Genomic DNA, 21,931 nt, shown 5'->3' with positions numbered 1-21,931 from the left:
CAACAGTGGCTTTTTTGGGCCTCGAGACCTTGCCTGTTCCTCTCCCACTCGGGGAGAGGTGGCTGGGCGGAGCCAAGTCGGTGAGGGGAGAGGACCACGAGCAAGCGGGAGGGCACCGCGCCATTCGCGCTGCCACTCGAGCATAGCTCTCGCGGCCTTCTGGGCTTCTCGCTTAAAATCTCTCCACCGGAGAGATTTGCCCTAACGGGAGGGGTCGAAGCCAGCAATGGCGCGGGCAAAATCGCTGGCCTCAAAGGGCTCGAGATCCTCGACGCCTTCCCCGACGCCGATGAAGTGCACCGGCAGGCCGAAGGTTTTGGCGATGGCGACGAGGATGCCGCCGCGCGCCGTGCCATCAAGCTTGGTCATGACCAGCCCGGTGACGCCGGCGCGCTTGCCGAAAATCTCGACCTGCTTCATGGCGTTCTGCCCGGTGGTGGCGTCGAGCGTCAGGAGGGTGGCGTGCGGTGCCTCCGGATCGACCTTCTTGATGACGCGGATGACTTTTTCAAGTTCGTTCATCAGCTCGTCGCGGTTCTGCAGGCGGCCGGCCGTATCGATGATCAACACGTCGCGCCCCTCGGCCTTGGCCTGGGTCACGGCGTCGAAGGCAAGGCCCGAGGCGTCGGCCCCGGCCGGTCGCGCTATCACCGGCGCGCCGGTGCGCTGGCCCCAGACCTGCAATTGCTCGATGGCGGCGGCGCGGAAGGTGTCGCCGGCAGCCAGCATCACCGAGCGGCCTTCGCGGGCAAATTTCTGCGCCAGCTTGCCGATGGTGGTGGTCTTGCCCGAGCCGTTGACGCCAATCATCAGGATGATGAAGGGCTTTTTGGTTGTATCGATGACCAGCGGCCGAGCCACGGGCCCGAGCACCTTTTCGACCTCGGTTGCCAGCACATTGCGCACATCCTCGCCCGACACGTCCTTGTCGAAGCGGTCACGGCGCAGCGTCTCGGTAATGGCCATGGCCGTGTCGATGCCGAGATCGGCCTGGATCAGCACGTCCTCGAGTTCGTCCAGTGTCGCCGCATCGAGCTTGCGCTTGGTGAAGACCGAGGTGATCGAGGTGGACAGATTGTCCGAGGAGCGCTTCAGCCCCGAGGCTAGCCGCGCGAACCAGCCCTGGCGCGGCTGTGCCGGCTCCGGCACTGCAGGCGGCGGGGCGACGAACTGGTCTTCAATGGCCTCGATATAGTCCGGCGTGGTCTCTGGCGGGCCGGGCGGCATGGGATGATCGGCCGGCTTTGGCTCGGGCAGAGTCACCGGCGCGGGTTCGGGAACCGGTTCGGGTGCAGGCGTGGGTGGGCTTTGCGGAGCCGGCTCGACGGGTGTCTCTGGCCGTGTTTTCGGCGGTGCGGGCGTCGGCGCCGGCTGGGTGCCGAAGAGGCGCTGAAAGAAGCCGGGCTTTTTCTCGGTCATTATATGCCTTCACATCCTGCCACGAGGGCACTTTATCACGCGGCCGCGCGCATCACGTCGCCGGTCAGCCCGTCCGCTCCCGCGCCGGTCATGCGCATGCTGACCAATTTTCCGGCCTGATCCTTGCCGACGGCAACGGGGAGAAAATGTTCGGTGCGGCCGATGCCGCTGCGTTCCACCAAGACGCTTTCGACCCTGCCGATGCGCGTCTGGCACAGGGCGGCGAACTGCACGTCCCCGGCTACCCGCAACCTGGCAGCGCGTTCCTTCGCCACCGCCTTGCCGACCTGCGGCATGCGCGCGGCGGGCGTGCCGGGGCGCGGCGAATAGGGAAAGGCGTGGATATAGGTGATATCCGCTTCGGTGATGAAGCGCAGCGAATTTTCGAACATCGCTTCGGTTTCGGTAGGAAAGCCGGCAATGATATCGGCGCCGAACACCATGTCGGGGCGCCTGCTGCGCAGCTTGTCGACAATGGCGAGCGCGTCGTCGCGCAAATGGCGCCGCTTCATGCGCTTGAGGATCAGATCGTCGCCCGATTGCAGCGACAGATGCAGATGCGGCATCAGCCGGGGGTTGCTCACCGCCTCGTAAAGCGCCGGATCGGCCTCGATGCTGTCGATGGAGGAAATGCGCAGGCGCGGCAGGTCTGGCACATGCCGCAGGATCGACTGCACCAGTTTGCCAAGGCTGGGCGCGCCTGGGAGGTCTGGACCATAGGAGGTAATGTCGACCCCGGTCAGCACCACCTCGAGACAACCATTGGCGACCAGTCTTTTGATCTGATCCACGACCAGTCCCATGGGCACCGAGCGGCTGGGACCGCGCCCGAAGGGGATGATGCAGAAGGTACAGCGATGGTCGCAGCCATTCTGCACCTGCACGAAGGCGCGGGTATAGCCATCCATGCCCTCGATCAGGTGGCCGGCTGTTTCCCGCACGTTTCCGATGTCGTTGACCTGCACCTTGTCATTGAGGGGGGCGCCGAACACCATGGGCTTGTAGCTTTCGGCCCTGAGCTTGTCGTGATTGCCGATGACCAGGTCAACCTCGTCCATATCGCCGAACGAGCGCGCTTCCGTCTGGGCGGCGCAGCCGGTGACGATGATGCGGGCGGATGGATTGTCGCGCCGCGCCTTGCGCACGGCCTGCCGTGCCTGCTTTACCGCCTCGGCGGTGACAGCACAGGTATTGATGATGATGGCATTGTCGAGCCCTGCCTTTTCCGCCTCGGCTTTCATCACCTCGCCCTCATAGGCGTTGAGACGACAGCCGAATGTCAGGGTTTGCACACCCATCAGGCGGCCTCGCTGCGCGTCCAGGCGCCGGAGGTGGGATCGAGCCTGCCCTGCCATTCGAACTCGGCCGGCCCGGTCAGTGTCACATGGTCATTGGGCAGCCATTCGACCACCAGATCGCCGCCGGGCAGCGTCACCGTGGCCTTGCGGTTGGTGCGGCGGGTGCGGGCGCCATTGACCAAGGCGGCGCAGGCCGCGGTGCCGCAGGCTTCCGTCAGCCCGGCGCCGCGCTCCCAGGTGCGCAGGATGATGCGCTCGGGATTGACCACATTGGCGATGGAAATATTGGCGCGCTCGGGAAACAGGGGGTGGTTTTCGAGCAAGGGTCCGAAGCGGTCGAGCGCATAGGACCAGACATCCTCCTTCACCCAGAAGGTGGCGTGCGGATTGCCGATGGACATGACCGAGGGGGAATGCAGCACCGGATCGTCGATCGGCCCGATCTGCAACTCGACCTGGCGGGTATCGGCAAATTCCTCGTTGAGCGGAATGTCGTACCAGGCGAATTTCGGCGTGCCCATATCGACGGTGATCAGCCCGTCTTCGGCCTCTTGCCCGAACAGGATGCCGGCAATGGTCTCGAAGGTGAAGAGCTGGCGGCCCTGCTCGGCCGAGAGCGACTGCACCACGCAGCGCATGCCATTGCCGCAGGCCTGGGCTAGCGTGCCGTCGGAATTGATGATCTCGATATAATTGGCCGTGCCCGGCGTGCGGGCATCATGGATGGCCATGATCTGGTCGAACTTGGTCTCGGCCCGCCCATTGATGGCAATGGCGGCAGCCGGCGTGATGCGCGCGGACGTACCACGCATGTCGGCGACGATAATCTGGTTGCCCAGTCCGTTCATCTTGAAAAAGGGGACGTCGCTCACGGCGGTCTCTTCACGATCGCAGCTATGGAAGTTCAAGCCCTATATGGCGGATCGACGGACAAATTGCCAGTACCGGCGGCCTATTGTGCAGTATCCCAATCTTTGGGCAGCGCGCGGCAAATCAGGGTTAATACTTTCTTGCGATTCGGATTATTACTGTTCGCCATGCTGAACGCCCCTGGGGAGAGGCGGACGGCGCGGAGGAGACAATGCCAGCATATGCGGTGACGCCGGTTGAGGGACCGGGCGGCAGGGATGTGCGTTTATCCGAGATCGGCGATAGGGCTGGACGGCTTGGCGTCGAAATTGCCGACGTGGCGGGACTTATCGGCGACATTTCGGCCATCAGCCAGCAACAGGCGCTGCAGGCGGAAGCGGCGCGCAGTGCGGCCGGCGAGCTCAACGCCGTCACCGCCCAGGTCAGCCGCACCATGGGCACGACGCGCCAGGCGGCGGCGGAAGCGCGCCGCATTCTCGACCAAAGCACCGCCACCGTTTCGGCGGTGGTGACGCGCACCACCGGCACCATGGCGGCGCTCTCGGATGGCGCGATGAGCTTTCAGTCGACGCTCGAAAGCGTGTCGGGCACCGTGGCCGGGGTCGAGCGCGCCAGCGCCGCCATCGCCCAGATCGCGCGCGAAACCAAACTCCTGGCGCTCAATGCCTCGGTGGAGGCGGCGCGTGCCGGCGAAGCCGGGCGTGGCTTTGCCATCATCGCCAATGCGGTCAAAAGCCTGGCCGACCAGATCCAAGGGTTCTCCGGCCAGACTGTGGCACATCTGGGTGACCTCACCGAAGCGCTGGCCCATTTGCGCAACCAGGCCGGCAGTAATGCCGAGGCGGCGCAGATTGCCATGGCCGATTCCGATGCCGCCAGCCACGCTACCGCCACGCTGGAAACCCTGGTCCACAGCGTTGGGCGGCTGGTGGACGATATCGACGCCATGGCCCAGCCGGTCGAGCGCTCCATCGATGGTTTCGAGACCATGCAGGCGGAATTGTCGGCGCTGGCCGATGGCGTCGCCGCTTGCCGCGGGCATCTGGAAAAGACCGAGCAGCGCACCAATTCCATTCTCGGCATTTCCGAGGATTTCATGCTGTTCCTGGTCGAAGCCGGAGTGGAAACCGCCGATGCGCCCTTTATCGCCGTGGCGCGGGCCAAGGCCGACGAAGTGGCGAAAGCCTTCGAGATCGCCCTTGAGCGTGGCGAGATCAGCCTCGATGACCTCTTCGATCAGAATTATCGCGAAGTACCCGGCACCAATCCCAAACAGATGCTGACCCGCTTCACCCAGCTGGCCGACAAACTGCTGCCGCCCATCCAGGAACCGGTCCTGGCGCTCGACAAGCGCATCGCCTTTTGTGCAGCGGTGGATCGCAATGGCTATCTGCCGACGCATAACCGCATCTATTCGCAGCCACAGGGCGATGACCCCGTGTGGAACGCCGCCAATTGCCGCAATCGTCGCATTTTCAGCGACCGTACGGGCCTCTCTGCCGGGCGCTCGACAAAACCCTTCCTGCTCCAGACCTATCGGCGCGACATGGGCGGCGGGCAGTTCGCGCTGATGAAGGATTGCTCGGCCCCGATCATGGTGCGGGGCCGCCATTGGGGCGGGCTCAGGGTGGCCTTCAGGGTTTGAGGCCGAACTTGCCCGCTTTTCTTGACTCGGCGGGCGACTTCCCCTAAAGCGACCCTGTTCATCAGGCTTTTGCTCCTGACCAGCCGACCGGGACCCCGCTAGGGTACCACGATCCCGGAGGCCAACATCCGCCAGCGCGTTGCGCCCGCGGGTGGGTTTTGCATTTGGTCTTTTGGCACTTATCTCTCCGGGGACTGACCCCCGCGAGCGAAAAGGAAAAAAGATGTTCGAGAGCCTCTCAGACCGGCTTGGCAAGATATTCGATGGTCTTCGCGGACGCGGCGCGCTCAACGCGGCCGATGTCGACGCGGCCATGCGCGAAATCCGCCGGGCGCTGATCGAGGCTGACGTTAGCCTCGAAGTCGTGCGGGCCTTTGTCGAGCAGGTGCGCGAGCGCGCCGTTGGCGCCGAGGTGACCCGTTCGGTGACGCCGGGCCAGCAGGTGGTCAAGATCGTCAATGACGAGCTTGTGCAGGTGCTCGGGTCCGATGCCGTCACCATCGACCTCAATGCCCCGGCGCCTGTTACGCTGCTGATGGTCGGCCTCCAGGGCTCGGGCAAGACCACCACCACCGCCAAGATTGCCAAACGCCTCAAGGACCGGAACAAGAAGAAGGTCCTGCTCGCCTCCCTCGATACCCGCCGCCCCGCCGCCATGGAGCAGCTGCGCGTGCTGGGTGAGCAGGTCGGCGTCGATACATTGCCGATCGTTACCACCGAGACCCCGGTCGAGATCGCCCGCCGCGCCGAGCGCGAAGGCCGTCTCGGTGGTTATGACGTTCTCATTCTCGACACCGCCGGCCGCACCCATATCGATGAAGAGCTGATGGCCGAGACCGTTGCCATCAAGGATATTGCCAAGCCGCATGAAATCCTGCTCGTCGTCGATGCGCTGACCGGCCAGGACGCGATCAACGTCGCCCGCTCCTTCGACGGGCGGCTGGATGTCACCGGCATCGTCATGACCCGCGTCGACGGCGATGGCCGTGGCGGCGCGGCTTTGTCGATGCGCGCGGCCACCGGCAAGCCGATCAAGCTGATCGGTGTCGGCGAAAAGATGGATGCGCTGGAAGATTTCCATCCCGCGCGCATTGCCGACCGTATCCTGGGCATGGGCGACATCGTCAGCTTGGTCGAGAAGGCGGCGGAACATGTTACGGCCGAAGACGCGGCCAAGATGGCCAAGAAGCTCAAGAAGGGCTCCTTCGACTTCGAAGACCTGCGCGCTCAACTGCTGCAGATGAAGAAGATGGGCGGCATGGGCGGGCTGATGGGCCTGCTTCCCGGTGCCGGCCAGATCAAGAAAGCCATGGCGGGCGCCAATATCGACGAGAAGGTGTTCGATCGCCAGGTCGCCATCATCAATTCCATGACCAAGAAGGAGCGGGCCGATCCGGACCTGCTCAATGCCAGCCGCCGCAAGCGCATTGCCGCCGGTGCCGGTGTCGAGGTCTCGGAAATCAACAAGCTGGCCAAGCAGCACCGCCAGATGGCGGACATGATGAAAAAGGTCTCCAAGGGCGGCATGGGTGCCCTCGGTGGCATGTTTGGCGGCAAGATGGGGGGCATGCTCGGCGGCATGCCTGATCTCTCCAAGATGGACCCCAAGCAGCTCGAACAGATGGCGCGCCAGGCCGGGATCAATCCCGAACAGCTCAAGGGCCTGCCCTCTGCCGATCTGCCCCCGGCGCAGAAGGCGCTCCCCAGCGACGTCAATGCGCTTTTGAAATCCTCCGGCGGACCGGTTCTTCCCGGTATCGGCGGCGCTCCGCGTTTCCCCGGCCTTCCTGGCCTGGGCAAGAAGAAATAACCCGAACCTCAAACTGACAGCCTAGGAATATCGCAATGTCTCTCAAGATCCGCCTTGCCCGCGCCGGCACCAAGAAGCGCCCCTTCTACCACATCGTCGTTGCCGATGCCCGCTCGCCCCGCGACGGCCGCTTCATCGAGAAGCTGGGCACCTTCAACCCGCTGCTCGACAAGACCGCCGAAAACCGCGTCGTGCTGAACGCTGAACGCGCCCAGCATTGGGTCGGCGTTGGCGCCCAGCCGACCGACCGCGTGCTGCGTTTCCTCGACGCCGCCGGCGTTGCCAAGCGCGAAGCCCGCAACAACCCGAACAAGGGCGAGCCCGGCGAAAAGGCCAAGGAACGCGCTGAAGAAAAGGCCGCCAAGGCCGCTGCCGCCGCCGAAGGCGCCGCAGAATAAGTTTTGCGACCAGTTTGGTCCCAAATGCAAAAGCCCCGGTGGAGACACCGGGGCTTTTGTTGCTTAACTTTCACCCCACCGTTCGTCACCCTCGGGCTTGACCCGAGGGCACTACACTTGCGGAGTTCTGGGGACCTACGCCCCCTCGGGGCAAGCCCGAGGGTGACGACTGATATATTGGTGCCCTTGGCCGCCATTCGCGCATAGCGCTCATGGCCTTGCCGCCTCAAATCGCTCCACCGAAGCGATTTGCCCTTCAGGACGGCGTCAAGCCTTCAACTTCGCCAGAATCGCCGCGCCCATTTCCTCGGTGCCGACGGTCTTGCAATTGGCCTGGGCGATGTCGCCGGTGCGCAGCCCGTCGCTGAGCACTGCGGAAATTGCGTCTTCAACGCGGGTGGCCAGCTCGATCATGCCGAAGCTGTAGCGCAGGGCCATGGCGAAGCTGGCAATCATGGCGATGGGATTGGCAATGCCCTTGCCGGCGATATCAGGCGCCGAGCCGTGGACGGGCTCATAAAAGGCCTTGCGCTTGCCGGTCACCGGATCGGGTGCGCCGAGCGAGGCGGAGGGCAGCATGCCCAGCGAGCCGGTGAGCATGGCGGCGACGTCGGAAAGAATATCGCCGAAGAGATTGTCGGTGACCATGACGTCGAACTGTTTTGGCGTGCGCACCAGTTGCATGGCGGCATTGTCGGCCAGGATGTGGTGCAGCGCGACGTCGGGATAATCCTTGCCGACGCCCTTGACCACTTCGTCCCAGAGCACGCCTGATTTCATGACATTCTTCTTGTCGGCCGAATGCACCTTGCCGCCACGGGTGCGGGCGAGATCGAAGGCGACGCGGGCGATGCGGTCGATCTCGTAGGTCTCATAGACCTGGGTATCCACGGCGCGCTTCTGGCCGTCTCCAAGATCGGTAATGGTCTTGGGCTCGCCGAAATAGACGCCGCCGGTCAGTTCGCGCACGATAAGGATATCGAGGCCCTCGACCAGTTCGCGCTTGAGCGAAGAGGCTTCGGCAAGCGCCGGGTAGCAGATGGCGGGGCGCAGATTGGCGAAGACGGCCAGTTCCTTGCGCAGGCGCAGCAAAGCGGCTTCGGGGCGATGCTCATAGGGGACGTTATCCCACTTGGGGCCGCCCACGGCGCCGAAGATCACCGCATCGGCCGCCTTGGCCTTGGCAACGTCCTCGTCGGTGATGGCAACGCCATGGGCGTCATAAGCAGCGCCGCCGGCCAGACCGCTCTCGGTCGAAAAGTCGGTGAGACCTTCGGCATTGGTCCAGGCGATGAGCTTTTCCACCTCGACCATGATCTCGGTGCCGATGCCGTCGCCGGGCAGAAGGAAAAGGGAATGGGTGGCCATGTGGGTCAAAACTCCTCGCCGTACTGGTGGGTACACCTCGTGGGGCGGGACATAGCGCCTTTTCCCCCTCGCGCGCAAGCAGCGGCGTGACGCTAGGAAAGCCTTAACCCTGTCGGCATGGCGTTTTCTTTTGCGTTAGCAAGTTTTTACCCCCCGCCCGATTATCTCAACGCTTTGCATTGGGGGTATTTCAGATGATCATAAGACCAGCCGCACTTTCCATCCTGGCCATCATGGCCGCCATGGCGCCGGCCCTTGCCGAGGACGCCGCCGCCAGTCGCGATCTGGGCGAGACCTCCGCATGGGTGCGGTTTCCCGCCATCGCCCCCGATGGCGAGACGCTGAGCTTTACCTATCGTGGCCGTGTCTTCATCGTCGATGCCGAGGGTGGACTGGCCGTTCCGCTGACTGCCAATGGCATTTATTCGCACCGCGCCACCTGGTCGCCGGATTCGGAGCGTCTGGCCTTTGCCTCCAATCTCAATGGCGATGACGATGTCTATGTCACCGATTTCTCCGGCACGCTTGAGCGCCTGACCTGGTCATCCGCCGATGAAGTGCCCACCGGTTTCAGTCCGGATGGCAAGTCCATCCTCTATACGGCCGTTCGACTGGGTGACGCCGAGCGCAGCGTGCAGGCTGCACTCTCCGGCAAGCCGCAGCTTTATCAAGTGAGCACTGAGACGGGTCGCGAAAGCCTCGTACTGCCCAATCTGGCCGAGCAGGCGCGCTGGAACCAGGATCAGACCAGACTGGTCTATACCTACAATCCTTCGGTCGATCCCGAAGATCGCCAGCACCGCGTGCTGCCCAATGCACGTCAGCTGTGGACCTATGATCCGGTGAGCGGCAACCATGAGCCGGTGTTCGAGGCCGATGGTATCGACCGCCACAATCCGGTGTGGAGCGCCGACGGAGCCTCGCTCTACTACCTCTCGGAGGCCACCGGCTGGCTCAATGTCTGGCAGCTCGATATTGCCTCCGGCGTCGAGACCCAGATCACCCGGTTCGAAGGCGATCCGGTCCGCGATCTGTCCATTGCCGACAATGGCACCCTCGCTTTCGCCAATCGCGGCCGGATCTATGTCAAGCCGGCTGATGCTGCAGAAGCCAGCCCCATTGAGGTGCTGACGCTCGAGCAGCGCGCCAATCGGCAGAGCAACTATATCGGCAGCACCAATCAGGGCTTTGCCTCTTCACCCGATGGCGAGGTGTTCGCCATGGTCTACAATGCCGATGTCTTCGTGCAGGACACCAGCGGTACCGTCCGACAGGTGACCGCTACGCCGGGCCAGGAAAAAGACATCACCTTCTCGCCCGACGGCACCATGCTGGCCTATGCCGCCATCCGCGATCATCGCTGGGGCATTTACGGGGTCGAGTTGCGCGGCGATGCTGAAGATACGGCCCTGCTGCCGCGTTTTGCGGAAATCCCGCTCTACGTGCCTGAAACCGGCAATGCCTATAATCCGGTATTTTCACCCGATGGCAGCAAGCTCGCCTTCGTCGCCGACCGTCGTGAAATCCAGGTGTTCGATCTCGAGAGCGGCGAGGTGACGGCGCTGGTCGGCGATGGCGATTATAACTCGGTCTATACCGACAATGATATGAGCTTTGCCTGGTCGCCCAGTTCCACGCACCTGCTGGTGCATTGGCGCTCCATGGGCGGCACCGAGTCCCGCCGCGTCGCCATCGTGCCTGCCGATGGCAGCGCTGCGGCCATGCCGGTGGGCAATATTCCCAATATGTTCGGCATGACCTGGAGCGCCGATGGCGGCCAGGTGCTCGGCTATACCACGCTTTACGGCGCTCGGTCCGCGCAGCTGCATGCCCAGGGCACCGATATCTACCGCATCTTCCTCTCCGAAGCCGCGCGACAGGATTTCCTTGACGTGGTCGAGGGCATCGATACCGGGTTCGATGAGGACGAGGACGGCAATCCGGTGTTTCGGCGCTATGAGCTGCCTGCATTCCGCCCCCTCAGTCTCGAGGGCCGGCTGACCTTTGGCGCCGCCGAAGCCGAAATCCTGCAGCCTCTGCCGGACCAGAAGACCCTGCTTTCCGTGGCGCCGGTCGATGGCGACACCATGGCCCTGCAGACCATCAGCCTGGTCGATGGCAGTATCGAAACCATCGGAGAGTTTCCTGCCCCGGGCTGGCAGGCCCTGTCCTATGTCGCCGATCTCGGGGTAGTCGATGTGAAGATCGAGGGGGCCATCCTGCGCGTGCCGGTAATGGCGCCCGACCAGATGAGCATCATCGATTCCCGTGTATTCTTCTCGCGCGACGCCGACGCCGCACGGCTTGCGGCATTCGAGCAGGCTTGGGCCGATGCGCAATATCGCTATTATGACAGCGCCCATCAGGGGCGCGACTGGGCCGCAATTGGTGACAAATACCGCGCCTATCTTGGCTCCATCGCCAGCGATCGCGAGCTCCAGGAACTGATCTCGGCCATGTATGGCGAACTGTCGGGTTCGCACATGTTCACCGGCTATGGCGGTGCCGAAGCGGCGCGGTCGGACCTTGGCAACAGCAATGACTCGCTGGGCATCTATCTCGACCATGGCTTTGAGGGGCAGGGACGGCGCGTCGCCGCCATCCTGCCAGGCGGTCCGCTTGATCGCCGTTCCATCGATGTCGAGCCGGGCGATATCATCAGCTCCATCAATGGCGTCGATGTTCCCGACGATGGCGGCATCGAGCGCCTGCTGAGCCTCAATGTCGGCCGTCCGGCCCAGGTGGGCGTTACCGACAGCCAGACCGGCGAAGAGCGCTTCTATACGGTCAAGCCACTCGACCAGCTCGATGAAGCCGGACTGGCCAAGACCCGCCTCATCAATGCCCGGCGGGAAATGGTGGATCGCCTCTCCAACAGCTGCATCGCCTATCAATATGTGCCGGAGATGAACAACGACGCCTATCTCGATCTGCTGGGCAATCTCGAAGCCAAGCGCGGCATCGCCAAGGCGGCGCTGATCGATGTGCGCTCCAATGGGGGCGGCAATCTCACCCGCGAGCTGATCACCCTGCTCACGGGCGAGGCCTATTCCACCAATGGCTGGGCGCAGGGTCCGCTCGATGTCGAGCCGAACAATCGCTGGGTGTGGCCAAGCGCCGTGGTGGTCGACAGCTTCGGCTATTCGGATGGCTCGATGTTCCCGCAGGCCTATCAGGACAATGGCATCGGCAAGATCGTCGGCGATGTGGTGCTCAATACCGGCACTTCGGTCGACTATGTGAAAAGCGCTGTCGTGCCGGGTCTGTTCTATGGCCTGCCGGTGCTGCCGCATCGCCGCATCGATGGCACGCTTTACGAGAACAATATCATCGAGCCGGAAATCCTCGTGCCGTTCAATCCCAACACGGTCGGCCTCAACACCGACCCGCAGCTCGAAGCGGCGATCTCGGTGCTGATGGAGGAAATCGGCGCCGACGCCGACTGCCGTCTGCGCTAAGGCCGATTGCGGCGGGGTGCGTTTCAGTCTTGACCTCGGAGCCACCCCAACCGCGGTCATCCCGGCCTAGACCGGCAGTGTCCACTTTGGGCTCAGTGATGAACGGAATTGGGGGCTTTCGCCTCCCTCCCCCTTGAGCGGAGGGATTAAGGGAGGGGGGCCATCGGTTCTTCACTGACGACCCTACCCCGGCCCTCCTTCAGGTTGGCCATGGAGCCGCATCAACCAGAACGTGAAACGACATAGAAAAAGAAAGGCGCCCATCGGGCGCCTTTCGCATGTCTGGCAATGGACCACGCGGCGACAGGCCGCTGCCAAAAGTCAGCCGGCAAAGAACGGCTGGGTGCCATGCGCTTCGATGGCAGTAGCCAGGCGCCCCAGGGCGTGGATATAGGCCGCCGAGCGGGCCGAGACATTGCGGTCCTTGGCGATGGTCCAGACGGCACGGCCCTCGCGCTCGACGATCTTGAGCAGGCGGGCGTGGATCTCTTCGAGGTCCCAGTAATAGCCCTGCCGATTCTGCACCCATTCGAAATAGGAGACGGTGACGCCGCCGGCATTGGCTAGGATATCGGGCAGCACCACGATGCCCTTGCCCTCGAGCACCTTGTCGGCATCCGGCGTCACCGGGCCATTGGCCAGTTCGAGCAGCACCTTGGCCTTGATGGTGCCGGCATTGTCCTTGGTGATCATGTCCTCAAGCGCCGCCGGGACCAGGAGGTCGGCTTCCACAGACAGCAATTCGTCCGCGGTGATGACCTTGGCGCCCAGTTCGGACGCCATGTCGGCGACCCGGCGGCCGGCATTCTTGCCGGCGATCAGCTTTTCGACGTCGAGGCCGCCCGGACGGTAGATGGCACCGGCCGAGTCGGAAACGGCAACCACCGAATTGCCATCGGCAGCGGTCAGGCGGGCGTAAAACTGACCGGCATTGCCGAAGCCCTGGATGGCGACGGTGTGGTCCTTGTCGAGGCCAAGCTCGGTGGCCAGATGCCGTACGAGATAGAAGCCGCCGCGTGCCGTAGCGTCGTTGCGGCCGAGCGAGCCGCCGAGAGCAATGGGCTTGCCGGTGATCACGGCCGGCGAAACCTGGCCGGTGATCTGGTTATATTCGTCGCTCATCCAGCCCATGATCATGGCATTGGTGTAGACATCGGGCGCCGGAATATCGCGGTCGGGTCCGATGATGTTGGCGAAGGCCTGCACATAGGCACGGCTGAGGCGTTCCAGTTCGGACTTGGAGAGCCCATGCGGGTCGACGCGGATGGCACCCTTGCCGCCGCCATAGGGCAGGTTCATCACCGCGCATTTGAAGGTCATCCAGAAAGCGAGAGTCTCGACTTCCTCGATGGTGGAATCCGGATGGAAGCGGATGCCGCCCTTGGTGGGGCCGCGGGTGTCGTCATAGCGGCAGCGCCAGGCCAGGAACGACTTGCGCGAGCCGTCATCCATGCGGATCAAGAGGCGCGTCTTGGTGGTTTCGCGCGGATATTTGAGTTTCTCGGTCACGTCCGGATCGATCTGCAGATGGTTGGCAGCTTCTTCCAGGCGAATGAGCGCGCGGTCGAGCAGGGTGTCGTCGGACATGGTTAACCCTCATGAACATGAATTATGCAGCATGCATAAATTTGCGGCATCTATCTGCCATGCGCATGGGGTTAGGTCAATAAACCTGACACAAATTGCCCTGAAATATTGTTTTCTGCCCATTGACTGTGCAAACGCGCAGGCAGACATATGAGGGGCAGTCCAATTCTGGGTTCCAAACGTGTTTCCGTCCCTGCCGCTGCCCGACATCCTCATCAATGCCGACGACTACAACCGCGTCATGCTGTTGGCGGAGCGGTCCTTTCACACCCAGCCCTATGTCTCGGCCTATCTTGAGCGCGAATTGAAGCGTGCCGAGGTGTGCGATCCCTGGGATCCAGCGGGGGTGTCTATGGGGCAACGGGTCATGTTCCGGCTCGATGACGAGCCGCGCATGCGTTTGGGGGTGCTGACCTATCCCAACCGGCCGTTTGGAGAGCGGGGCAATGTGCCCATTCTCGGGCCCGTCGGCGCGGCCCTGATCGGCATGCACCGCAATTCCACCATCGAATGGATGGATGGCGAGCGTATCCGCACCCTGACCGTGCTCGATTACGGCTGGTAGGGATCAGGCCGCAAAGCCATTGCGGTCGAATAGCACCCAGAAGGCGAAGAGATTGGTGAGGGCGTGGGCGATGCTCACGTAAAAGACCGATCCGGTCATCCACACCACCCAGCTCCAGAACAGGCCGAGCGCGGCGGCCCCGCCGATAAGCGCCAACGCCCCGCCATCGAAGCTGATACCCACGCTCAGCGCCAGCGGTATGTGCCAGGCGGTAAACAGCGCCCAGCCCAGCCAGAAGCCCAGGGTCGGGCGCGCGCGGAAGGCACCGAGAAAGCCGCCACGCCAGGCGATTTCTTCCAGCGGGCCATTGATCACGCCGATGAGCAGTGCCAGCCACATCGCTCCGCTGGTCAGTATGGCCGTATTGGGCGCAAAACTGGCCAGCGCCACCAGGCCCACCTGCAACAACAGCAGCGGAATAAACCACCAATAGCGCCAAGGCAGGCGTTCGGTGAACAATTGGCCGTCATTGCCGGGCAGGGCGTGCCAGCCGATCACCGGCAGGCAGAAAAACAGCCAGTAAAAGACCAGGGAAAACAGATAGCCGGCGCGCGGGTCCCAACTCGTAAGCCAGGGCACAAGCAAAAACAGCGCCCCGATAAGGAGCGCTGCATGCAGGAGAAGGGCGATTTGCGGCCGGGTCATGGTCGCGGCGCCGCCCCTCTGATCAGCTGTGGCTGGTGGCCGCGCCGATACGGGCGGTGACTTCGATCTCGATCTTCATACCGGCTTCGATCATCTGCACGATGAGCATGGAGGCAGCCGGGCGGATATCCTTGAACACGGGGCCAACGGCAGCAACCACCGCGTCGACATCAGCGCGATCGCCGACATAATAGACCACGCGCACCGTATCCTCGATCGAGGAGCCGGCTTGCTTGAGCGCCTTGTCGATGGTCGCCAGCGCATTCTTGGCCTGCTCGCCCACGCTCTCCGGCATGGTCATCGTGGCATAGTCATAGCCCGTGGTGCCCGAGACATAGACGGTGTCTTCGTGGCGGACGGCACGGGAATAACCGAAGGTCGCCTCGAAGGGCGAGCCGGTGGAAACGCGCTGGACCATGTGTGTTCCTTAGAGCCAGGGGCGGTTTGCGGCCATCTTGCCCTCGAAGGAGCTGATGGCGGGATCGGACTTCAGCGTGCCGGCAATATCATCGAGCCCTTCGAGCAGGATGTGCTTGCGCGCCGGATCGATGTCGAAATTGAGCGTGCCGCCATCGGGGCCCTTGATGGTCTGGGCTTCGAGATCGATGGTGAGGGTGGCGTTGGAGCCGCGCTCGGCATCGTCCAGCAGCAGCTTGAGCTGCTCGGCGGTGACGACGAGCGGCAGAATGCCGTTCTTGAAGCAGTTATTGTAGAAGATGTCGGCGAAGCTGGTGGAGATCACGCAGCGAATGCCGAAATCGGCCAGCGCCCAGGGGGCATGCTCGCGGCTCGAGCCGCAGCCGAAATTGTCGCCGGCAATGACGATCTTGGCCTGCCGATAGGCGGGCTTGTTGAGCACGAAATCCGGATTTTCCGAGCCGTCCTCATTGTAGCGCATTTCGGAGAACAGGGCGGTGCCCAGCCCCGTGCGCTTGATGGTCTTGAGGTATTGCTTGGGGATGATCATGTCGGTGTCGATATTGATGATCGGCAGGGGCGCCGCGACACCGGTCAGGGTGGTGAATTTTTCCATGGGGCAGTGGACCTCGCTACTGCACGCGTCATCGCGCGAAACCGGGGTTTCGGTCAAGGCCTAACCGTACCGAAGCGTACGGTTAGGTCTTTGCGAATGCGGTACGGAACCCCACCTAACCTCCCCCTGAACAAGGGGGAGGGACGAAACGCGTTTGCCGACCCATCAGGGGTACTCTTCTCCTCCCCCTGTTTCAGGGGGAGGCCGGGTGGGGGTGTTTCAACCCTCAAGGCTCTCGCGCGGGTCGACGCCGAGCATGATGTTGAGGTTCTGCACGGCGGCGCCAGAAGCGCCCTTGCCCAGATTGTCATAGACCGAGACGATAACCGCCTGGGCGGTCTCGTCATTGGCAAAGACATGCAGGGTCATGACATTGGTGCCGTTATGGGTCTGGGGGTCGAGTGCGGCGGTCTTGGCGAGACCGGCCTCATAGGGCGCCACACGCACAAAGCCATCGGAGATGGCGGCGTAATAGTCGGCTAGCGCGGCGTGCAAATCCTTGCCGGTCGGAATTTCGGCGACCATGTCGAGATGCAGCGGCACCGAATTGGTCATCCCCTGCGCGAAATTGCCCACTACCGGCTCGAACAGCGGGGCGCGATTGAGGCCGGAATAGGCCTGCATCTCGGGCAGATGCTTGTGCTTGAAGCTGAGGCCATAGGGCATGAACTGGCTGGGTGTCGTGCCCGCGGCCTCATAGTCCTCGATCATCTGCCGTCCGCCGCCGGAATAGCCCGAAATGCCGTGATAGGAGACCGGGTAGTCGCCGGGCAGCAGCCGCGCCTCGATCAGCGGCCGCAGCGAGGCGATCAGCCCCTGCGGCCAGCAGCCGGGATTGGCGACGCGCCGCGCCTTGGCGATGGCCTCGGTCTGACCCGGCTCCATTTCCGCAAAGCCATAGGTCCAATCGGGATCGACGCGATAGGCCGTCGAGGCATCGATGACCTTGGTCGTGTCGTTCTCGATCAGCGACACGCTCTGCTTGGCGGCATCGTCGGGCAGGCAGAGGATTGCCACATCGGCGGCGTTGAGCAGCCGCTTGCGCTCGTCGAGATCCTTGCGCTTGTCATGGGCAATGGAGATGACGTCGAGGTCGCGGCGACCGGCGAGACGCTCGCGGATCTGCAGACCCGTGGTTCCGGCTTCGCCATCGATGAAGATTTTCGCGACCATTGTGCCTGTCTCCTTGTACAGCGCTGCGTAGATGGGGCCAGCGGGTCCCCGCGTCAAGCACTTCGCGCGCCCGCCATTGTCTTTGTCCGATCTGGATGGCAATGATTTGACCAAATGGACAAAAGGGAAGAAGTCGATGACCACGCCGCACAATCATGCCAAGCCGGGTGACTATGCTGAAGCCGTGCTGCTGCCGGGTGACCCGCTTCGTGCCAAATGGATCGCCGAGAATTTTCTGACTGACGCCAGGCTGGTCAATTCTGTGCGCAATTGTCTGGGCTATACCGGGACCTGGAAAGGCAAGCCGGTTTCGGTGCAGGCCACCGGCATGGGCCAGCCCTCGCTCTCGATCTATGTACACGAGCTGATCAATGTCTATGGCCTCAAGACGCTGATCCGCGTCGGCACCTGCGGTGGCCTCAACACCAAGGTGAAGGTGCGCGACGTGGTGCTGGCACAGGCTGCCTCGACCGACAGTGCCATCGTGCGCGACCGGTTCGGGCCCTATAATTTCGCCCCCATCGCCGATTTCGGCCTGCTGCGGTCTGCCGCCGACAAGGCCGATGCGCGCGGACTGCGCTTCCATGCCGGCAACATGCTGTCTTCCGACATCTTCTACCACGCCGATGGCTTTGCCGGTTACGACAAGTTGCCGGCCCATGGCATTATCGGCGTGGAGATGGAGGCCGCCGCGCTTTACACGCTGGCGGCCAGGTTCGAGGTCAAGGCGCTGACCATCTGCACCATGACCGACTGCCTGATCACCAAGGACGAGATCGACGCCGAGGCCCGCCAGACCTCGCTGCGCGACATGGTCGAATTGGCGCTCGACGTGGCCGTGGAGGCTTAAATGGCTGTTGTTGCGATGATCCTGGTGGGGCTGGTTGCGCTGCTCCACCTTTATATCATGCTGCTCGAAGTCTTGTGGTGGGACACGCCGCGCGGGCAGAAGGCGTTCAACCTGACGCCGGAATTTGCTCGACAGACCAAGGTGCTCGCCATCAATCAGGGGGTCTATAACGGTTTCCTGGCCGCTGGCCTGATCTGGGGCCTGGTGCATCCGGACCCGGCCATCGCCTGGCAGATCCAGCTCTTCTTCCTGGCCTGCGTGGCCGTCGCCGGTATCATTGGTGCGGTGACGTCGAGCAGGAAGATCTTGTTCATCCAGACGGTCCCGGCCATGATCGCGATCATCGCAATCTGGCTGGCCTAGAGCGTTTCACGTTCTGCTGGATGCGGCTCCATCGCCCCTCCCCTCAATGGGGAGGGCCAACCATACCGCGCCGCCGCGCTCCGGAGGGCGTTAATCCGGTCGATAGTCGGCGGTTGCGGTAATCCTGGCATCACTGGCGAGAAGCGCCGCGAAATCGTCGAGGCTGGAAGCGTCCAGCGCGGAAAGCGGCAACCCCTTCTCGCTTTCGAAATGGAGCGTCCAATTGCCATGGGCCAGCGGAAAAGCCGTGACGAAACGCACCAGGGATTCTGCACTCACCGATGACAACAGGCTTTCGGGCAAGGCGCGAATGGCGGTCGAAACCGCTATCTTTCGCGCCGCAAGCACCGGGCGGGGGTCTTCGTCATAGCTGAAGCCCGAGAGCAGCAATGGCAGCACATAGCTTGCCAGCAGCCCGTTATCCTCGATGGCAAGGCCGAGCTCGTGCAGCACGCCCATCTCGTTGCCAAGGCCGGTATAATCAATGTCGGTATTGTCGAAATTGGAGAAGCGGGCAAACAGCGTCAGCCGGCCAATGTCGCCGGCATCGAAGGAAAAGCGCTTGAGCTGCGCCGTCAGCGTTGCGGGATCGGTGTCATAGACCAGCTCGATATTGATCGGCTTGCTATAGTGCGAGGTCAGATAGTCACTCATGGCATTGCCGGTCCTGGGGAGGATGCGCAGGCCCTGGATCGACAGATCGGCGGATTTGAAAACCGCTTCGGTCGGAAAGGTCGCCAAGAGCTGGGGCGTTAGCAACGTCACTGCATCGGCGCGATATTCGACCATGCCCTCGAGAAGATAACCCACCTGAGTGAAGCGGCACCCACCGGGCACCGCTTCCGCCGTGGTTTCGGGCGTGCGGGTAACCTCGCTCTGCACCGCTTTCAGCAGCGCCCGGCAATCGCGCAGGGGGGCGGGATTATCCTCGGCCACAAGCGGAACAGGACCAAGGAGAAAGGCAACGGCAAGGTATGGGGCGAAGCGAAGCATGGGCGTTTCTCCTCGGCTCAGGGCGCGGGGTCGAGGCTGAGCCGGCTGGCGGCCAAGAAGGCGGCGAAATCATCCGCGCTCTCGATGAAGAGGGCTTCGACGGGCAAGGGTTCGTCCAGACCGCTGATTTCAAATGTGCCGAGGGCGCCGTCGAGCTTTGGAAAGCGGCTGATAAGGTCGATCAGCGCTGCCTTGCTGTCGCTGCTGATATTGGCTTCGGGCGCATTTTCGATGGCCTCGACAAAGGCCGCTATTCCAGTCTCGATATGCGGCGCCGGGTCCTGGTCATAGGGCAGCGTATTGAGCACCAGCGGCAGGATATAGCCGAGCACCAGTTCCCGTTCAGCAAAGCTGAGGGTGAGGCTTTCAAGGCCGAAATCTGCGGGGGCGGCGCCGGTGCGGGCGAGGCCAAGATCGGGCACGCCGGTGAGGCGAGCGGAGAAGTCCCAGGCGCCAATCACCCGGCCTTCGGCATGGAGGCGGGCAATTTCGAGATCGCCGGTCTCGGCGTCCCAGCGGTAATCGAGATCGAGGTCGAAGGGGCGAACCTGCATTTCGGTAATGTAGCTTTGCAGCGGATAGCCGAAATCGGGAGAGACGCGCGCGCCCTTGATGCTGATCCGCGCCGCTTCGAACGGACGCTGTCCGATGAGGGCGGATTCGAAATCGGAGGCGATGATATCGAGCCTGTCGATGCGCAGGCGCTGATAGAGGCCGAGGCCGGCATAGATGGCTTCGAGGCGGCAGCCGTTTTCGATGTCTGCAATCGTGCTGCCATAGCCAGTCTCGATCAGGCCGGTATTCTCCATCAGCGGGGCGCAGATAGGCGCAGCCTCGTGCAATTCGGGCGGAAACTCCGCCAGGGCGGGAAGGCTAAAGGCTGAGACACATGCAAGACCTATGGAAAGACGCTTCATCGGCGATTGCCCCTGTCGTCGGAAGGTCCTTGATCCCTGCAGGTAAGCGGGGCGAGATTGGGGCAATCGCTGTTTTTACAGCAGCCCCAGCATTTTATCCTGCGCCTGTCGGAGCGCGAATAGTCGCGTGGTCATGTCCGGTTGGGCATTGGCGCGGGTAATGAGCTCGCCCTTTTTGATCGGCGCCGTGACCGCGCCGCCTTCGAGCAGACCGACCGGAACCGCCCCCCTGGCGCGGGCATCGCCAACGGTCATGGCATAGGAGCGATAGCAGGTCTCCCCGATTGCATCGAGGCTGTCGCCGGGCTTGAGGTCGCGCTTGGCCACCGCGCAGACTTCGGCCACCGGCCGGGGCAGCGGTACCATGTCCGGCTTGCCATACATCATGATGCGGGCGCAGGTCAGCGGCACTTCGAGGCTGGTCAGGTGATAGGGGCGGAAGAAGGCGTAATAGGGCCCGTGGCCGATATGGAGATCGTCCATGCGCTCGATGATGCGGGGATGCTCCGCCTTGACGATGACGAAGACGCCGGGGGCGACACCCTTGCCAATGGTGAAATCAACGACGCCCGAGGAATTGAGGATACCGCCATCGGCTTTGGGGATCAGCACCTTGGCCATGGAATCGCGGTCGGCCGCCGGGCCATGCATTCCGGGCACATCGGGCAACAGGCCGGTTGCATTGGCGATAGCGGTCATCTCGACCGCGGTCTTACTGCCATCGACGAACTCCACCAGCATGCGCGGGTTCATGTTCCGCCGCGCCGCTTCCTCACGATAATCATCGGGGACGGCGTCATGCTTCAATGGATTGTTCTTGCCCTTGCCGGCGGCGACGATGTCAAGCCCGAGCGCAGAGACGAATTCGATCAGCTCCATGCAGGAGGAGGGCTCGTCCCCGGCGCCGACCGAATAGACCACGCCGAGCCGGTCGGCCTGGGCTTTCAGATAGGGACCGATGGTGACGTCGGCCTCCACATTCATCATCACCACATGCTTGCCATGCTCCATGGCGGTGAGATCATAATCGGCGGCGACGCCCGGCTTGCCGGTGGCGTCGATGACGACGTCGATACCCTCGGTAGTGACCAGGGTTTCGGCCGAGGTGATGGCGATCTTGCCGGCCTCGATGGCGGCGCGGGCCTGGGCGGGGCTGTCTGCCACCTTGCCGCGACTGTCCTCGCCATAGGCGATGGTCATGGCGTCGAGCGCGGTTTGGGGGCGGCGGGTGGCGATGGCGGCCATCTCGACGCCCTGCATCAGGCTCATCTGGGTGACCAGATCGGTGCCCATTTCGCCCGAGCCGATAACCCCGACGCGAATGGTCTTGCCCGCTTCGGCACGGGCGGCGAGATCGCGGGCAATGCCGGTCAGGGCGATTTTAGCGGGCATGAAACGGTCCGATCAGTTGCTGGCCCTGCGATAGCCCCATGAGGCGGCCGGGGCAAGAGGCGTGGGGTTGGGGCGTCAGCTAGTTCATTTCAAATTGAGGCGGACTCTGGACCCCCCACCCCGGCCCTCCCCCTCAAGGGGGGAGGG

19 protein-coding genes are annotated in these 21,931 nt (G+C 63.0%); 7 read left to right on the top strand and 12 right to left on the bottom strand.

Annotated elements, in window-relative coordinates:
* Positions 1-201 precede the first annotated feature (201 nt).
* The 3 genes from ftsY to dapF are packed head-to-tail and all read right to left on the bottom strand — an operon-like array spanning position 202 to position 3,565.
* The gene (gene ftsY, locus DEVEQU_RS02225; protein ID WP_126148947.1) at positions 202-1,419 is read right to left on the bottom strand and encodes a signal recognition particle-docking protein FtsY; all 1,218 of its coding nucleotides are present in this window, start codon (positions 1,417-1,419) and stop codon (positions 202-204) included.
* 35 nt (positions 1,420-1,454) lie between these two features.
* Positions 1,455-2,717, bottom strand: a complete 1,263-nt coding sequence (gene mtaB, locus DEVEQU_RS02220; RefSeq protein WP_126148946.1) for a tRNA (N(6)-L-threonylcarbamoyladenosine(37)-C(2))-methylthiotransferase MtaB — start codon at positions 2,715-2,717, stop codon at positions 1,455-1,457.
* Entirely contained in the window at positions 2,717-3,565 is an 849-nt protein-coding gene (gene dapF, locus DEVEQU_RS02215) for a diaminopimelate epimerase (RefSeq protein WP_126148953.1), read from the bottom strand. Before dapF ends, mtaB begins: the two co-directional genes overlap by 1 nt.
* 233 nt (positions 3,566-3,798) lie before the next feature.
* Here dapF and DEVEQU_RS02210 point away from each other — a divergent pair, with 233 nt between their 5' ends.
* The 3 genes from DEVEQU_RS02210 to rpsP all read left to right on the top strand — a co-directional run bounded on the left by DEVEQU_RS02210 (position 3,799) and on the right by rpsP (position 7,440).
* Positions 3,799-5,232, top strand: a complete 1,434-nt coding sequence (locus tag DEVEQU_RS02210; protein ID WP_126148945.1) for a methyl-accepting chemotaxis protein — start codon at positions 3,799-3,801, stop codon at positions 5,230-5,232.
* A 223-nt stretch (positions 5,233-5,455) separates the two neighbouring features.
* A complete protein-coding gene (gene ffh, locus DEVEQU_RS02205; RefSeq protein WP_126148944.1) occupies positions 5,456-7,042 on the top strand; it encodes a signal recognition particle protein in 1,587 nt (528 codons plus the stop codon).
* A 35-nt stretch (positions 7,043-7,077) separates the two neighbouring features.
* Complete coding sequence (gene rpsP / locus DEVEQU_RS02200) at positions 7,078-7,440, top strand: 30S ribosomal protein S16 (RefSeq protein WP_126148943.1); 363 nt, start codon at positions 7,078-7,080, stop codon at positions 7,438-7,440.
* 267 nt (positions 7,441-7,707) lie between these two features.
* Here rpsP and leuB read toward each other — a convergent pair whose 3' ends face one another.
* On the bottom strand, positions 7,708-8,808 hold the full coding sequence (gene leuB, locus DEVEQU_RS02195) for a 3-isopropylmalate dehydrogenase (RefSeq protein ID WP_126148942.1): 1,101 nt from the start codon (positions 8,806-8,808) through the stop codon (positions 7,708-7,710).
* Between the two features lie 194 nt (positions 8,809-9,002).
* Here leuB and DEVEQU_RS02190 point away from each other — a divergent pair, with 194 nt between their 5' ends.
* Entirely contained in the window at positions 9,003-12,266 is a 3,264-nt protein-coding gene (locus tag DEVEQU_RS02190) for a S41 family peptidase (RefSeq protein ID WP_126148941.1), read from the top strand.
* Positions 12,267-12,587: 321 nt separating this feature from the next.
* On the opposite strand, the gene DEVEQU_RS02185 is transcribed toward DEVEQU_RS02190, so the two are convergent.
* Positions 12,588-13,853 carry a Glu/Leu/Phe/Val family dehydrogenase gene (locus DEVEQU_RS02185; RefSeq protein ID WP_126148940.1) on the bottom strand — a complete coding sequence of 422 codons (1,266 nt, stop codon included), beginning with the start codon at positions 13,851-13,853 and terminating at the stop codon, positions 12,588-12,590.
* A gap of 181 nt (positions 13,854-14,034) precedes the next feature.
* On the opposite strand from DEVEQU_RS02185, the gene DEVEQU_RS02180 reads away from it, so the two are divergent.
* On the top strand, positions 14,035-14,418 hold the full coding sequence (locus DEVEQU_RS02180) for a nucleoside diphosphate kinase regulator (protein WP_126148939.1): 384 nt from the start codon (positions 14,035-14,037) through the stop codon (positions 14,416-14,418).
* 3 nt (positions 14,419-14,421) lie between these two features.
* Here the strand turns inward: DEVEQU_RS02180 and DEVEQU_RS02175 are convergent, their stop codons facing one another.
* From DEVEQU_RS02175 to argC, 4 genes are all read right to left on the bottom strand, one after another.
* Positions 14,422-15,063: a CPBP family glutamic-type intramembrane protease gene (locus DEVEQU_RS02175; RefSeq protein WP_126148938.1), complete on the bottom strand. Its 642-nt coding sequence runs from the start codon at positions 15,061-15,063 to the stop codon at positions 14,422-14,424.
* 22 nt (positions 15,064-15,085) lie between these two features.
* Positions 15,086-15,481, bottom strand: a complete 396-nt coding sequence (locus DEVEQU_RS02170) for a RidA family protein (RefSeq protein ID WP_126148937.1) — start codon at positions 15,479-15,481, stop codon at positions 15,086-15,088.
* 9 nt (positions 15,482-15,490) lie between these two features.
* Positions 15,491-16,096, bottom strand: a complete 606-nt coding sequence (gene leuD, locus DEVEQU_RS02165) for a 3-isopropylmalate dehydratase small subunit (protein WP_126148936.1) — start codon at positions 16,094-16,096, stop codon at positions 15,491-15,493.
* A 219-nt stretch (positions 16,097-16,315) separates the two neighbouring features.
* A complete protein-coding gene (gene argC, locus DEVEQU_RS02160) occupies positions 16,316-17,269 on the bottom strand; it encodes an N-acetyl-gamma-glutamyl-phosphate reductase (protein WP_126148935.1) in 954 nt (317 codons plus the stop codon).
* 136 nt (positions 17,270-17,405) lie between these two features.
* On the opposite strand from argC, the gene deoD reads away from it, so the two are divergent.
* Positions 17,406-18,119, top strand: a complete 714-nt coding sequence (gene deoD, locus DEVEQU_RS02155) for a purine-nucleoside phosphorylase (RefSeq protein WP_126148934.1) — start codon at positions 17,406-17,408, stop codon at positions 18,117-18,119.
* Positions 18,120-18,482, top strand: coding sequence for a DUF1304 domain-containing protein (locus DEVEQU_RS02150; protein ID WP_126148933.1), 363 nt, complete (start codon positions 18,120-18,122; stop codon positions 18,480-18,482).
* A 90-nt stretch (positions 18,483-18,572) separates the two neighbouring features.
* Here the strand turns inward: DEVEQU_RS02150 and DEVEQU_RS02145 are convergent, their stop codons facing one another.
* From DEVEQU_RS02145 to DEVEQU_RS02135, 3 genes are all read right to left on the bottom strand, one after another.
* Entirely contained in the window at positions 18,573-19,475 is a 903-nt protein-coding gene (locus DEVEQU_RS02145; RefSeq protein ID WP_126148932.1) for a hypothetical protein, read from the bottom strand.
* Positions 19,476-19,492: 17 nt separating this feature from the next.
* Positions 19,493-20,392: a hypothetical protein gene (locus DEVEQU_RS02140; protein ID WP_126148931.1), complete on the bottom strand. Its 900-nt coding sequence runs from the start codon at positions 20,390-20,392 to the stop codon at positions 19,493-19,495.
* Positions 20,393-20,467: 75 nt separating this feature from the next.
* Positions 20,468-21,784: an NAD(P)H-dependent oxidoreductase gene (locus DEVEQU_RS02135; RefSeq protein WP_126148930.1), complete on the bottom strand. Its 1,317-nt coding sequence runs from the start codon at positions 21,782-21,784 to the stop codon at positions 20,468-20,470.
* Positions 21,785-21,931: the final 147 nt, after the last annotated feature.

The organism is Devosia equisanguinis, from assembly GCF_900631955.1.
Classification (GTDB): domain Bacteria; phylum Pseudomonadota; class Alphaproteobacteria; order Rhizobiales; family Devosiaceae; genus Devosia; species Devosia equisanguinis.
This window is presented reverse-complemented; position numbering and strand designations above follow the sequence as displayed.